Annotated in this window: 8 protein-coding genes and 1 other RNA gene; 6 read left to right on the top strand and 3 right to left on the bottom strand. The window is 60.8% G+C overall.

The window, feature by feature from the left end; all coding sequences use genetic code 11:
* Positions 1-25: 25 nt before the first annotated feature.
* Together xdhB and xdhA are read right to left on the bottom strand one after the other, a co-directional pair.
* Positions 26-2,425 (bottom strand): xanthine dehydrogenase molybdopterin binding subunit, encoded by a 2,400-nt coding sequence (gene xdhB, locus BI292_RS11740; protein ID WP_101207975.1) that lies wholly within the window; start codon positions 2,423-2,425, stop codon positions 26-28.
* Positions 2,418-3,872, bottom strand: coding sequence for a xanthine dehydrogenase small subunit (xdhA, locus tag BI292_RS11735; protein ID WP_092270879.1), 1,455 nt, complete (start codon positions 3,870-3,872; stop codon positions 2,418-2,420). The genes xdhB and xdhA overlap by 8 nt, the downstream gene beginning before the upstream one ends.
* A gap of 266 nt (positions 3,873-4,138) precedes the next feature.
* On the opposite strand from xdhA, the gene BI292_RS11730 reads away from it, so the two are divergent.
* From BI292_RS11730 to ffs, 5 genes are all read left to right on the top strand, one after another.
* Complete coding sequence (locus tag BI292_RS11730; protein ID WP_092270877.1) at positions 4,139-4,798, top strand: GntR family transcriptional regulator; 660 nt, start codon at positions 4,139-4,141, stop codon at positions 4,796-4,798.
* A gap of 2 nt (positions 4,799-4,800) precedes the next feature.
* Complete coding sequence (gene smc, locus BI292_RS11725) at positions 4,801-8,289, top strand: chromosome segregation protein SMC (protein WP_101207974.1); 3,489 nt, start codon at positions 4,801-4,803, stop codon at positions 8,287-8,289.
* A gap of 258 nt (positions 8,290-8,547) precedes the next feature.
* Entirely contained in the window at positions 8,548-9,402 is an 855-nt protein-coding gene (zipA, locus tag BI292_RS11720; RefSeq protein WP_092270871.1) for a cell division protein ZipA, read from the top strand.
* A 225-nt stretch (positions 9,403-9,627) separates the two neighbouring features.
* Positions 9,628-11,985, top strand: coding sequence for an NAD-dependent DNA ligase LigA (gene ligA / locus BI292_RS11715; RefSeq protein WP_101207973.1), 2,358 nt, complete (start codon positions 9,628-9,630; stop codon positions 11,983-11,985).
* Positions 11,986-12,163: 178 nt separating this feature from the next.
* An RNA gene (gene ffs / locus BI292_RS11710) (signal recognition particle sRNA small type) lies at positions 12,164-12,260 on the top strand.
* A 126-nt stretch (positions 12,261-12,386) separates the two neighbouring features.
* On the opposite strand, the gene BI292_RS11705 is transcribed toward ffs, so the two are convergent.
* On the bottom strand, positions 12,387-13,136 hold the full coding sequence (locus tag BI292_RS11705; protein WP_101207972.1) for an ABC transporter substrate-binding protein: 750 nt from the start codon (positions 13,134-13,136) through the stop codon (positions 12,387-12,389).
* 142 nt (positions 13,137-13,278) lie between these two features.
* Here BI292_RS11705 and dnaX point away from each other — a divergent pair.
* On the top strand, positions 13,279-14,775 hold a 1,497-nt coding region (gene dnaX / locus BI292_RS11700; RefSeq protein WP_101207971.1), incomplete at its 3' end, for a DNA polymerase III subunit gamma/tau.

Raw genomic sequence — 14,775 nt, 5'->3', positions numbered from 1 at the left:
TGCCCGCGAAGGCCGCGCCTCGGTATCAGAGCGAAGCCAACTCAACTTCGGTTTCGACAGCCTTCGCCGCTTTCAACTGGCGCATCTGCTCGCAGCCCCACAACACCCGCTCCGGCGTCGCCGGCGCATCGATATTCGGCTGATGTTTGTAGTCACCCAAACTCGCCACGGCATCCTTGATCGCGCACCACGAAGCAATCCCGAGCATGAACGGCGGCTCACCCACAGCCTTGGAATGGAACACCGTGTCTTCCGGGTTCTTGCGGTTTTCCACCAGCTTCACCCGCAGGTCCAGCGGCATGTCGGCGACGGCCGGGATCTTGTAGCTCGCCGGGCCGTTGGTCATCAGTTTGCCCTTGTTGTTCCACACCAGTTCTTCCATGGTCAGCCACCCCATGCCCTGGATGAACCCACCTTCGACCTGACCGATATCGATTGACGGATTTAGCGAAGCGCCGACGTCGTGAAGAATGTCGGTGCGCAGCATTTTGTATTCGCCGGTCAAGGTGTCGACGATCACTTCACAGCACGCCGCGCCGAACGCGTAGTAATAGAACGGCCGACCCCGCGCCTGACTGCGGTCGTAGAAGATTTTCGGGGTCTTGTAGAACCCGGTGCTCGACAACGAAACCTGCGCGAAATACGCCTGCTGGATCAGCGCCTCGAACGTCAGAATGTGATCGCGAACCCGCACGTGACCGTTGTGGAATTCGACGTCTTCTTCGCTGACCTTGTATTGCCGCGCGGCGAATTCCACCAGGCGTTTCTTGATGATTTCCGCAGCGTTCTGCGCGGCTTTACCGTTCAGGTCGGCGCCGCTGGAAGCAGCGGTTGGCGAGGTGTTCGGCACTTTGTCGGTGTTGGTCGCGGTGATCTGCACGCGGTCCATTTCCACCTGGAACACTTCGGCCACGACTTGCGCGACTTTGGTGTTCAAACCCTGGCCCATTTCGGTGCCGCCGTGGTTCAGGTGAATGCTGCCGTCGGTGTAAACGTGGATCAGCGCGCCGGCCTGATTGAGGAAACTGGCGGTGAACGAAATGCCGAATTTGACCGGGGTCAGCGCCAGGCCTTTTTTCAGAATCGGGCTGTTGGCGTTGTAGCGACGAATCGCTTCGCGACGCTCGGCGTACTGGCTGCTTTCTTCGAGTTCGGCGGTCATTTCTTCGAGCATGTTGTGCTCGACGGTCTGGTAGTAATGCGTGACGTTGCGCTCGGTTTTGCCGTAGTAGTTGGCCTTGCGCACGGCTAGCGGATCGAGGGCCAGATGACGGGCAATCGCGTCCATCACTTCTTCAATCGCCACCATCCCTTGCGGGCCGCCGAAACCACGGTAAGCGGTGTTCGACGCGGTGTTGGTTTTGCAGCGGTGGCCGTTGATCGTCGCGTCGCCGAGGTAGTACGAGTTGTCGGCGTGGAACATCGCGCGGTCGACAATCGACGCCGACAAATCCGGCGAACAACCGCAGTTGCCGGCCAGTTCCAGCGCGATGCCGTGCAGGCGACCGGTGCTGTCGAAGCCAACGTCATATTCGACGTAAAACGGGTGACGCTTGCCGGTCATCAGCATGTCTTCGACGCGCGGCAGGCGCATTTTGGTCGGCTGACCGGTGAGGTGCGCGATCACTGCGCACAGGCACGCCGGGCTGGCCGCCTGAGTTTCCTTGCCGCCGAAACCACCGCCCATACGACGCATGTCGACGACGATTTTGTTCATCGACACGTCCAGCACTTCGGCGACCAGTTTCTGCACTTCGGTGGGGTTTTGCGTCGAGCAGTAAACGATCATCCCGCCATCTTCGGTCGGCATCACCGAGGAGATTTGCGTCTCCAGATAAAAGTGTTCCTGGCCGCCGATGTGCAGCGTGCCCTGGATGCGATGCTCTGCAGTCGCCAAGGCACCGGCGGAATCGCCGCGCTGGTGAGTGTGGCTGTCGAGCACGAAGTGGCGTTTTCGCAAGGCTTCAACCACGTCCAGAACGGGCTCGAGATCTTCGTACTCGATGATCGCGGCCATCGCCGCTTTGCGCGCGGTTTCCAGGTCCTTCGCCGCCACCGCAACCACCGGTTGGCCGACGAATTCCACGGTGTCGATGGCCAGCAACGGGTCGCCCGGCAGCAGCGGGCCGATGTCTTTCAGGCCCGGCACGTCTTCGTGAGTGATGGCGATGCGCACGCCTTCGAAGGCGTAGCACGGCGCGGTGTCGATGCTGATGATTTTCGCGTGGGCGCGGTCCGACAGGCGTGCATAAACGTGCAACTGGTTCGGAAATTCCAGGCGGTCGTCGATGTACTGCGCTTCACCGGACACGTGCTTGGCGGCGCTGTCGTGCTTGACGCTGCGGCCGACGCCGGTGGTCAGGTCCTGGGCGAACAGTTCAGCCAGTTCGGCTTGGGTCTTCTCTACAGCGTGATGATTAGACATAAGCGGTCACCCGAGTCTCGATGTGCGGTGTTTGCAGTTCGATGAAGTATTTGCGCAGCAGGTTTTGCGCGCTGAGCAGGCGATACTCCTTGCTCGCGCGGAAGTCCGAGAGCGGGGTGAAATCTTCCGCCAGCGCGGCGCAGGCACGTTCGATGGTGGCGTGGTTGAACGGCGCACCGAGCAGCGCGGTTTCGCAGTTTTTCGCGCGTTTCGGGATTGCCGCCATGCCGCCGAATGCCACGCGGGCGTCGGCGATCACACCGTTTTCAAAGCGCAGGTTGAACGCGGCGCAGACTGCGGAAATGTCGTCGTCCAGACGCTTCGACACTTTATAGGCGCGGAACAGTTGTTCGGCGCTAGCGCGGGGCACGATGATCTTTTCGATGAACTCGCTTTCCTGACGCGCGGTAACCCGGTAATCGATGAAGTAATCTTCCAGCGCCAGGGTGCGGCGGGTTTCGCCCTTGCACAGCACAATCTGCGCGCCCAAGGCGATCAGCAGCGGCGGCGAGTCGCCGATGGGCGAGGCGTTGCCGATGTTGCCGCCCAAGGTGCCCTGGTTGCGAATCTGCAACGAAGCGAAGCGCTGCAGCAGTTCGCCGAAGTCCGGGTATTCCGCTTTCAGTGCTTCGTAGCAATCGGAGAGGGCGGTGGCGGCGCCGATTTCCAGGCGATCGTCGAAACGCTCGATGCGCTTCATTTCGGCCACGTTGCCGACGTAGATCATCACCGGCAAGGTGCGATGGAATTGCGTGACTTCCAGCGCCAGGTCGGTGCCGCCGGCCAGCAGGCGGGCTTGCGGATAAGCGTCGTAAAGGTCGGCCAGATCGGCCACGGTCAGCGGCACCAGGCAACGTTTGTCGCCACTGTTGAGCTCGCCGATGTCGGTTGGGGCGATGGCTTTGAGGCGGGCGATGGTGTCGGCCTCGCGCGCATCGAACTGGTCAGGTTGTTTGCCGCAGCACGATTGCTGCGCGGCTTCGAGAATCGGCCGATAGCCGGTGCAGCGGCAGAGGTTGCCGGCCAGCGCTTCGTGGGCCTTGTGCGAGTCCGGCGCGTCGCTGTTCTTCTGCAGCGCGAACAACGACATCACGAAGCCTGGCGTGCAGAAGCCGCATTGCGAGCCGTGGCACTCGACCATGGCTTGTTGCACGCTGTGCAATTGGCCTTGGTGCTTGAGGTCTTCGACGCTGATCAATTGTTTGCCGTGCAGTGACGAAACGAACGTCAGGCACGAGTTGAGGCTGCGATAGCGAATGTGTTCGCGGCCATCGTCATCCGTTTGCAGCTCGCCGACTACCACGGTGCATGCGCCGCAGTCGCCGCTGGCGCAGCCTTCTTTGGTGCCGGGTTTGCCGACGTGGTCGCGCAGGTAATTGAGCACGGTCAGGTTCGGGTCCAGGGCGTGCTCGCTACGGAGTTCCTGGTTGAGTAAAAACTGGATCACGGATGGCCTCGCAGACTCATTATTGTTGTTAACCGATGTGAGCCGAATTTATCAGGTCTGACTTTTCGGTCAATGGTTTTCTGACTTAAAGGTCAGGAAATCAGCTTTTCTCGATCAACAGCGCGTTTCATTAGTATTGACCCTCACGTGTCAGCTTGCTTTTTGCTTATTTCGTGCCAAAAACCGCCGGGTGGGCACTCCGCCATGACGTAGCAATTGCGCTACACTGCGCCGCTTGTGCAGATCGAAGAGTTTGAAGGACAACCATGACGTTCAAGGCGCCGGACAGCCTCGCCGAGCAAATTGCTCACCACCTCGCCGAACGTATCATTCGCGGCGAAATGAAGCCGGGAGAGCGCATCCAGGAACAGAAGGTCACGCTGGCACTTAATGTCAGCCGCGGTTCGGTCCGCGAAGCCTTGCTGATCCTGGAGCGCCGCCACTTGATCGCGATCCTCCCGCGACGTGGCGCCCATGTCACCGAACTCACCGCGCACAAGGTCCAGAGCCTGTGCACGCTGATGAGCGAGTTGTACATCTTGCTCGGCAACGCCGTGGCCAGCGGCTGGCGAGTCCAGGCTGACCTGGCGGCGTTCGTGCAGATCCAGCAACGCCTGAGCGCCAGTTACGAGCGCCAGGACATCCGCACATTCGTTGACGACAGTTTCAGCGTGATGCGCGCTGCATACCCGTTTGCCAACAACCCGTATTTGCAGGAAACCGTGGAAAATCTGCAGCCGGCCATGAGCCGCGCGTATTTTCTTGCACTGGAACAGCGCAAAGCCGAGATGAGCGAGTTCCTCGAATTGTTCGAGCGCTTGCTGGCGGCGGTGATCGCCCGTGACTTCCCGCAGATTCGTGTGGTGCTGACGGCCTATGCCCAGCGCAGCTGCGATCTGGTGATTTCCGCCCTGACGGTCGCTTAAGGGTGCGGCTCAAGTGCATCAAACTGGCGGGGTTCAAATCCTTCGTCGACCCGACCACGGTGAACTTCCCCAGTAACATGGCGGCGGTGGTCGGGCCCAATGGTTGCGGCAAGTCGAACATCATCGACGCCGTGCGTTGGGTGATGGGCGAGAGCTCGGCAAAGAACCTGCGCGGCGAGTCGATGACCGACGTCATCTTCAATGGCTCGACCAGCCGCAAACCGGTCAGCCAGGCGAGCATCGAACTGGTGTTCGACAACTCCGACGGCACGCTGGTCGGCGAATACGCGGCTTATGCGGAAATATCGATTCGCCGCAAAGTGACCCGCGATAGCCAGAACAGTTACTTCCTCAACGGCACCAAATGCCGGCGGCGCGACATCACCGACATCTTCCTCGGCACCGGCCTCGGCCCGCGCAGCTACTCGATCATCGAGCAGGGGATGATCTCCAAGCTGATCGAAGCCAAGCCTGAAGACCTGCGCAACTTTATTGAAGAAGCGGCCGGCATCTCCAAGTACAAGGAGCGCCGCCGCGAGACTGAAAACCGAATCCGCCGCACCCATGAAAACCTTGCGCGCCTGACCGACTTGCGCGACGAGCTCGAACGCCAACTCGAACGCTTGCACCGTCAAGCCGAGTCGGCCAAGAAGTATCAGGAATATAAAGGTGAGGAACGTCAGCTCAAGGCGCAATTGTCGGCGCTGCGCTGGCAGGCGCTGAACGAGCAGGTCGGGCAGCGCGAAGCGGTGATCGGCAATCAGGAAATCACCTTCGAAGCCTTGGTCGCCGAGCAACGCAACGCCGACGCCGCAATTGAACGCCTGCGTGACGGTCACCATGACCTGTCCGAGCGCTTCAATCTGGTGCAAGGGCGCTTTTATTCGGTCGGCGGCGACATCGCCCGGGTCGAGCAAAGCATCCAGCACGGCCAGCAGCGTTTGCGCCAGTTGCAGGATGATTTGAAAGAAGCCGAGCGCGCACGCCTGGAAACCGAATCGCACCTGGGCCACGACCGCACGTTGCTGCTGACCCTCGGCGAAGAGCTCGACCTGCTGACTCCGGAACAGGAAGTCACCAGCGCCGCCGCCGAAGAGGCCGCCGCCGCGCTGGAAGAATCCGAAACCACCATGCACGCCTGGCAAGAGCAGTGGGACACGTTCAACCTCACCGCCGCTGAACCGCGCCGCCAGTCAGAAGTGCAGCAGTCGCGCATCCAACAGCTGGAAACCAGCATGGAACGCCTGGCCGAACGGCAAAAGCGTCTCGGCGAGGAGCGCGCGTTGCTCTCGGCCGACCCTGAAGACGCGGCAATCATGGCGCTCAACGAGCAGCTCGCGGAGTCCGAGGCGACGCTTGAGGATTTGCAGACGAGTGAACAGGCGCAAGTCGAAAAACTCGAACAGCTGCGTCAGGAACTGCAGCATGCGCTGACCGCGCAGCAAACCGCGCAAGGTGACTTGCAGCGTCTCAACGGGCGTTTGGCCTCGCTGGAAGCCTTGCAGCAAGCCGCGCTCGATCCGGGCACTGGCACTGCTGAATGGCTGCGCGAACAGAACCTGACCGAGCGTCCGCGCCTGGCCGACGGCTTGAGCGTTGAGGCGGGTTGGGAGCTGGCGGTGGAAACCGTGCTCGGCGCCGACCTGCAAGCGGTGCTGGTCGACGACTTCGGCGATTTCGATCTGGCCGGGTTTGCCCAAGGCGATTTGCGTTTGCTCAGCGCCGCCACCGATGGCGTGCGCGTGGCCGGCAGCCTGCTCGACAAGGTCGAGGCGCCGGTTGATCTGTCGCCATGGCTGGGGCAGGTCAAACCGGTTGAGAGTCTCGATCAGGCCTTGGCCCTGCGCGGTCAGTTGGCCGACGGCGAAAGCCTGATCAGCCGCGACGGTTATTGGGTCAGCCGGCACTTTCTGCGGGTGCGCCGCGCCAGTGAAGCGGAAAGCGGCGTGATCGCCCGTGGTCAGGAAATTCACAATCTGGGCATCGAACGTGAAGAGCGCGAAGCCACGGTCGAAACCCTCGAGACGCAATTGCAGAACCTGCGCGCGCAACAGCGTCAGCAGGAAAACGGTCGCGAACATTTGCGTCGTTTGCTGCAGGACGAAGCGCGTCAGCAAGGTGAATTGAAAGCCCAGCTGTCCGCCGGCAAAGCCAAGGCTGAACAACTGACGTTGCGCCGCACGCGTCTCGACGAAGAGCTCAGCGAACTGGCCGAGCAACGCGCGCTGGAACACGAAAACATTGGCGAAGCGCGCCTGCAATTGCAGGAAGCGCTCGACGCGATGGAGCTCGACACCGAGCAGCGCGAGTTACTGATGGCTCAGCGCGACAGCTTGCGCGAACGTCTTGATCGGGTGCGCCAGGAAGCGCGGCAGCACAAGGACCATGCGCACCAATTGGCCGTGCGTCTGGGCTCGCTGAAGGCCCAGCACGACTCGACGCGGCAGGCGCTGGAACGTCTGGAGATGCAATCCGAGCGCCTGACCGAGAAGCGCGAACAGCTCAGTTTGAATCTGGAGGAGGGCGAGGCGCCGCTGGAAGAGCTGCGCCTCAAACTCGAAGAATTGCTCGACAAGCGCATGACCGTCGACGAAGAACTGAAAACCGCGCAAGCCGCCATGGAAGACGCCGACCGCGAACTGCGTGATGCCGAGAAGCGCCGAAATCAGGCCGAGCAGCAATCGCAATTGATTCGCGGGCAGATGGAAACCCAGCGCATGGAATGGCAAGCCCTGACCGTGCGCCGCAAAACCCTCGAAGATCAATTGCTGGAGGATGGCTACGACTTGCATGGTGTGATCGCCACGCTGGTGGCCGAGGCCAACGAGAAGGACGCCGAGGAAGAGCTGGAGCGCATCGCCGCACGTATTGCGCGGCTCGGTGCGATCAACCTCGCGGCCATCGACGAATACACCCAGCAATCCGAACGCAAACGTTATCTGGACGCGCAGAACGACGATCTGGTCGAAGCGCTGGACACGCTGGAAAACGTGATTCGCAAGATCGACAAGGAAACCCGAAACCGCTTCAAAGATACCTTTGATCAGATCAATGCCGGAATTCAGGCACTTTTCCCAAAAGTTTTCGGTGGCGGCAGCGCCTACTTGGAACTGACGGGCGAAGATCTACTCGATACAGGGGTGACAATCATGGCGCGGCCGCCAGGGAAGAAGAACAGCACCATCCATTTGCTCTCCGGCGGCGAAAAAGCCCTGACCGCATTGGCCCTGGTATTTGCCATCTTCAAGTTGAACCCGGCGCCGTTCTGCATGCTTGATGAAGTTGACGCGCCACTGGATGACGCTAACGTTGGACGCTACGCACGGCTGGTCAAGGAAATGTCGCAGACGGTGCAGTTCATCTACATCACCCACAACAAGATCGCCATGGAAATGGCCGATCAACTGATGGGGGTGACGATGCATGAACCGGGTTGTTCACGTTTGGTGGCGGTAGATGTCGAGGAAGCGATGGCGATGGTGGATGCCTGAGTCTCGGGCTGTAGGGCCGGTGATACGCGGTTGTAGGACGGTTCTTCTTGCCTTTCGTTGCTGGCCAATCGACATATTCGCTCAAGCCATTGTGACAGACGGTGTAAAGTTGCCTTTGGTCGTGCTAGTTTAATGTCAATTTTTCGTATACGTGGGCAAAACGCCTGTCAGAACATAGAGTTGGCGCCACGTTTTAAAGCGGTTTGCACGTTGTAAACCCCTTATTTTTCAGCATTTTTTATAGAGGCACGGGATTACATGGAAATCGGTCTGCGCGAGTGGCTGATCGTCATCGGCATTATTGTCATTGCCGGTATTCTTTTCGATGGCTGGCGCCGTATGCGCGGCGGCAAGGGAAAACTAAAATTCCGTCTTGATCGAAGTCTGTCCAACCTGCCGGACGAGGACACCAGCGCCGAGCTGTTGGGCCCGCCCCGCGTGCTGGACACGCATAAAGAGCCGCAACTGGACGAGCACGATCTGCCGTCCGTGAGCATGCCGGCGCGCGAACCTCGTGAATCGGGTTCCAAGCGCGGCAAGCGTGGCCATGGCGAACCTTCGCAGGGCGACATGAACCTGAGCCTGGATCTGGACGGCGGCCCGAGCTTCAGCAGCCGTGACGACGATTTCCCGGATGACACCAAGTCGTCGCCGGCGGTCAGCGACAAAGAACAGCCGCAAGCCGAAGAAGTGCTGGTGATCAGCGTGATCTGCCGCGACGCTGCCGGCTTCAAGGGCCCGGCGCTGTTGCAGAACATTCTCGAAAGCGGCCTGCGTTTCGGCGAGATGGATATTTTCCACCGCCACGAAAGCATGGCGGGTAACGGCGAAGTGCTGTTCTCCATGGCCAACGCGGTCAAGCCGGGCATCTTTGATCTGGACGACATCGACCACTTCAGCACGCCGGCCGTGAGCTTCTTCCTCGGTCTGCCGGGCCCGCGTCATCCGAAGCAAGCCTTCGACGTGATGGTGGCCGCAGCGCGCAAGCTGTCGCAGGAACTGAACGGCGAACTGAAAGACGACCAGCGCAGTGTGCTGACCGCCCAGACGATCGAGCATTACCGTCAGCGTATCGTCGAGTTCGAACGTCGCGCCCTGACCCAGAAACGCTAAAGGCAAAAGGGCTGTTGTGGCGAGGGGGCTTGCCCCCGTTGGGTTGCGAAGCGGCCCCAAGACCATGCCGCCCGTTGTGCCAGATAAAACACGATCACAATATTTGCGACTGCTTCGCAGTCGAACGGGGGCAAGCCCCCTCGCCACATGGTGCAAGCCTTCAGGCTATCGTGATTAGAAAATTGAGCAGCTTCGGCTGCTCTTTTGCTTTATGAGAGAACACCCATGACCGCCGCCAAAACCCGCATTCTAGAGCTGCGCGCTGAGCTGGATCAGCACAACTATCGCTATCACGTGATGGACGAGCCGAGCATTCCGGACGCCGAGTACGACCGCTTGTTCCACGAGCTCAAAGCCCTCGAAGCCGCCAATCCCGAACTGATCACCAGCGACTCGCCAACCCAGCGCGTCGGCAGCGCAGCCTTGTCGGCGTTTACTCAAGTGCGCCACGAAGTGCCGATGCTCAGCCTCGGCAACGCCTTCGAAGAGACCGACATGCGCGAGTTCGACCGCCGGGTAACCGAAGGCCTCGACTTGCCGACCGGTGATCTGTTCGGCGCTGGGGCGGCGGTGGAATACAGCTGCGAACCGAAACTCGATGGCCTGGCGGTCAGCCTGTTGTATCAGGACGGCGTATTGGTGCGCGGCGCCACGCGCGGCGATGGCACCACCGGCGAAGACATCAGCGTCAACGTGCGCACCGTGCGCAACATTCCGCTGAAGCTGCACGGCACTGGCTGGCCGGCAACCCTCGAAGTGCGCGGCGAAGTGTTTATGTCCAAGGCCGGTTTCGAACGGCTCAACGCCTCGCAGCTGGAAGTCGGCGGCAAGACCTTCGCCAACCCGCGTAACGCCGCCGCCGGCAGCTTGCGCCAACTCGATTCGAAGATCACCGCCAATCGTCCATTGGAATTCTGCTGCTACGGCATCGGCCAGATTTCCGCCGATATCGCCGACACGCACATCGGCAATCTCAAGCAGTTGCAGAAGTGGGGCATGCCGATCAGCCATGAACTGAAACTGGCGCACGGCATCGACGAATGCCTTGACTACTACCGCGACATCGGCGAGCGCCGCAACGCGCTCGGTTATGAAATCGATGGCGTGGTGTTCAAGGTCAACAGCATCGCTTCGCAACGCGAATTGGGTTTCCGCGCCCGCGAACCGCGCTGGGCGATCGCCCATAAATTCCCGGCGATGGAAGAACTCACCGAGCTGCTCGACGTCGAGTTTCAGGTCGGACGCACCGGCGCGGTCACGCCGGTGGCGCGACTGAAACCGGTCAAAGTAGCCGGCGTCACCGTGGCCAACGCGACGCTGCACAACATGGACGAAGTCGCGCGCCTGGGCTTGATGATCGGCGATACCGTGATCATTCGCCGTGCCGGTGACGTGATCCCGCAAGTGGTGCAAGTGGTCACCGAGCGCCGTCCGGAAAATGCCCGCGCGGTGCACATCCCGGAACAATGCCCGGTGTGCGGCTCGCACGTCGAGCGTACGCAACTGGTCAAACGCAGCAAAGGTCGCGAGACCGTCAGCGAAGGCGCGGTGTACCGCTGCGTCGGGCGCCTGGCGTGTGGCGCGCAACTGAAACAAGCGATTATTCACTTCGTCTCGCGCCGCGCAATGGACATCGAAGGCCTGGGCGACAAGAGCGTCGAGCAGTTGGTCGACGACGGTCTGGTCAATTCGCCGGCCGATCTGTACGCGCTGAAATTTGACGACATTGTCGACCTCGAAGGCTTTGCCGAACTGTCGAGCAAGAAGCTGCTCGCGGCCATCGAAGACAGCAAGCAGCCAAGCCTGGCGCGGTTCGTCTATGCGCTGGGCATTCCGGATGTCGGCGAAGAGACGGCCAAGGTGCTGGCGCGCTCTCTCGGCTCGCTGGAGCGCGTTCAACAAGCGTTGCCGCAAGTGCTGACGTACTTGCCGGATGTCGGCCTGGAAGTGGCGCACGAGATTCACAGCTTTTTCGAAGATGCGCATAACCAGCAGGTGATTACCGAACTGCTCTCGCACGGTTTGCAGATTCAGGATCAGGGCGAGTTGGGCGCCGAGTTCTCCGCCAGCACCACGCTCGGTGGTTTCCTCGACAAGCTGCACATTCCCTCGGTTGGGCCGGGCGGGGCGCAGAAACTGGCGGACAAGTTTGGTTCGCTGCAAGGCGTGATGGATGCCGATTGGCTGGACATGCGTCAGGCGTTGCCGGAGAAACAGGCGAATTCGGTGCGCGATTTCTTCGCGGTGGCCGAGAATCGGCAGATCGCTGAAGCGGCGGAAAAACAGCTGCGTGATTTCGGCATGCACTGGAAGAGCGAAAAGAAAGTCGTCGAAGGTTTGCCGCTCGCCGGGCAGACCTGGGTGTTGACCGGTTCGCTGGAATTGATGAGCCGCGACGTGGCCAAGGACAAGCTGGAAAGCCTCGGCGCCAAGGTCGCTGGCTCGGTGTCGGCGAAGACCCACTGCGTGGTCGCAGGCCCGGGCGCTGGCTCGAAACTGGCCAAGGCCAATGAGCTCGGCTTGAAAGTGCTGGATGAAGAAGCGTTTGTGGTGTTCCTGAAAGACCACGGCATCGAGGTCTGACCCGAAACCCGGCTATGATCGTTCCCATGCTCCCGGTCAAGTCGCCCGGCGTTTTTAAAGGCCTGCGCATGTCCTTGACCTGATTCATTTTTTTAATCTGGATCGAACGGTTGTAAGTTCGTCTCAGATAGGTACAATGGCGCCGTTCGCCGTCAGGTGAACGTCGTTATGGTGACCCCATCGGTCCCCCCGCAACGATTACCCGTGAACCTGGTCAGATCCGGAAGGAAGCAGCCACAGCGGGAACATTGTGTGCCGGGGTGTGGCTGATGGGGTTGCCTCCATAACGCCGCACGGTTTCTCTATCGTGCTTATCAACTCAAAATATTTTTGCTGCTCTGCCATGGATCAACTCCAGGGCGGTGTTTTTTCGTGTGCGCGTTTTTCCCTGTAGGATTGCGTTAAGGCTCGCGGGGCTCGGCGCCAATGTAGAGCCCGATGATGTCGTCAATTTCCCCCGACATCTTCATCCGCAGCAAGGTGCGCAAAATCCGCTGCACCGGCACTTTCGGGTCGTTGCGCACGTAGCAGCCGACATTCTGCTCCTGCAACAGCGCCACCGCTTGCAGCTGCCGCTCCGGCAACAGGCGCTGGTTGAACCAGTCGAGCGTCCATTGATTGCTGACCGCGTAGCGATAGCGGCCAGCCAGGAGTTTTTCCAGCACTTGCTCCTGACTGCGCGCGTCTTCGCGTTGCAACTGGCCGCTGTCGAACAGCGGTTGCAGCGTCGGATAGATGTAACCGAGCACCGTACCGACCGATTCTTTTTGCAGGCTCGCCGGCACCACCGCAGTCGGCGGGCCTTGGCGGCTGATCAGCAGGTCGCGCTGCACAAACAGCGGAATGCTCCAGATGTAGTCGCCGGACTGGTTCGGCTGCCATGATTGCGCGGCATAGCAGCGCACATCGACCTCGCCGTGTTCCATGACGCTTTGCACCCGCGCGCGCGGCACCACGTGAAACTCCGCCGGCGCGCCGACCTGAGTCGACAGGCTGAGCATCACGTCATACAAAATGCCCTGGGTCGGGCGGCCGCGTTCCAGTTGCACCAGCGGCATCGCCCAACCGTCGGCCAGCACGTAACGCACCGGCGTGTCGGCGGCGGCGACATTCAGGCAGATCCACAACAATGCCCCCAGGGCCAACCGCATAAACGCTCCGGAACTGATAAACCCGAGCCGCAAATGGCCCCCAAAGTGCAGCTTAGCCAGATTAGACGAGCGCGCCGGATGCAATTTCGGGCCTGCTCCGCTAGCATTAGCCGCTTCTGCTTCCCAGTGGCGACGGTTTTCGATGAGTTATCAGGTTCTTGCACGTAAATGGCGTCCGCGCTCGTTCCGCGAAATGGTCGGCCAGACCCATGTGCTCAAGGCTCTGATCAATGCCTTGGACAGCCAGCGGCTGCACCACGCTTACCTGTTTACCGGTACGCGCGGGGTCGGCAAGACCACCATCGCACGAATCATTGCCAAATGTTTAAACTGTGAAACAGGCATCACTTCGACGCCGTGCGGCGAGTGTTCGGTGTGCCGCGAGATCGATGAAGGGCGCTTCGTCGACCTGATCGAGATTGACGCCGCGAGCCGGACCAAGGTCGAGGACACGCGTGAGCTGCTCGACAACGTGCAATACGCGCCAAGCCGTGGGCGCTTCAAGGTCTACCTGATCGACGAAGTGCACATGCTTTCCAGCCATTCCTTCAATGCGCTGCTGAAAACCCTCGAAGAGCCGCCGCCCTACGTCAAGTTCATCCTCGCGACCACTGATCCGCAGAAACTTCCGGCAACGATTCTCTCGCGTTGCCTGCAGTTCTCGCTGAAGAACATGACTCCCGAGCGAGTCGTCGAGCATTTGACCCACGTGCTGGGCGTCGAGCAGGTGCCGTTCGAGGACGACGCGCTGTGGCTGCTCGGCCGCGCCGCTGACGGTTCGATGCGCGATGCGATGAGCCTGACCGATCAGGCGATTGCCTTCGGTGAAGGCAAAGTCATGGCCGCCGACGTGCGGGCGATGCTCGGCACGCTCGATCATGGCCAAGTGTTTGATGTCCTGCATTCATTGATCGAGGGCGACGCCAAGGCGTTGCTCGAAGCCGTCCGTCACCTGGCTGAACAAGGCCCGGACTGGAACGGTGTGCTGTCCGAGATTCTCAATGTGTTGCACCGCGTTGCGATTGCCCAGGCGCTGCCCGAAGGCGTCGACAACGGTCATGGCGACCGAGATCGCGTGCTCGCACTGGCGCAGGCCTTGCCGGCCGAAGACGTGCAGTTTTATTACCAGATGGGCCTGATCGGACGCCGCGACTTGCCGCTGGCGCCGGACCCGCGTGGTGGCTTTGAAATGGTCCTGCTGCGCATGTTGGCGTTCCGGCCGGCGGACACGGCGGATGCGCCGAGGCAGCCGCTAAAGCCAGTGGGGATCAGCCAGGCCACAGTTGATTCCGCAAACTCAGTGGCTGCCGCGCCGGTTGTTGCGCCGGTAGCCGCTACGGCAGTTGCGCCAGCGCCTGCGCCTGAAACCCAGCCTGAGGCGCAAACCAAGCCTGAGCCTGAAACCAGACGTGAGCCTGAGCCGCAGCCAGTTGCACCAGTGGTTGCGCCCGAGCCCGTGGCAGAAGCGGTCGCCCCCGAAGCCGTGGTCGATTTGCCATGGAATGATCCGGTCGAACCTGAAATCGTCCAGCAGCCGGCCGCCGAGCCGATGCTGGAAACCGCCAGCGAACAACCCGAATTGCCGCCAATGCCGCTGCCGACGCCGGACAGCGTGGTGCCGGACGCGCCGGAATGGGCC

The sequence above is a fragment of the Pseudomonas sp. 43NM1 genome (genome assembly GCF_002836905.1).
Taxonomy (GTDB): domain Bacteria; phylum Pseudomonadota; class Gammaproteobacteria; order Pseudomonadales; family Pseudomonadaceae; genus Aquipseudomonas; species Aquipseudomonas prosekii.
The sequence above is the reverse complement of the archived record's forward strand: the minus strand, read 5'-3'. Positions and strand labels throughout refer to the sequence as shown.

Bases quoted from the DNA above. Each gene is read 5' to 3' on its own strand.
- xdhB (WP_101207975.1), bottom strand. From the start codon at position 2,425: ATGTCTAATCATCACGCTGTAGAGAAGACCCAAGCCGAACTGGCTGAA.
- BI292_RS11730 (WP_092270877.1), top strand. From the start codon at position 4,139: ATGACGTTCAAGGCGCCGGACAGCCTCGCCGAGCAAATTGCTCACCAC.
- zipA (WP_092270871.1), top strand. From the start codon at position 8,548: ATGGAAATCGGTCTGCGCGAGTGGCTGATCGTCATCGGCATTATTGTC.
- ligA (WP_101207973.1), top strand. From the start codon at position 9,628: ATGACCGCCGCCAAAACCCGCATTCTAGAGCTGCGCGCTGAGCTGGAT.
- BI292_RS11705 (WP_101207972.1), bottom strand. From the start codon at position 13,136: ATGCGGTTGGCCCTGGGGGCATTGTTGTGGATCTGCCTGAATGTCGCC.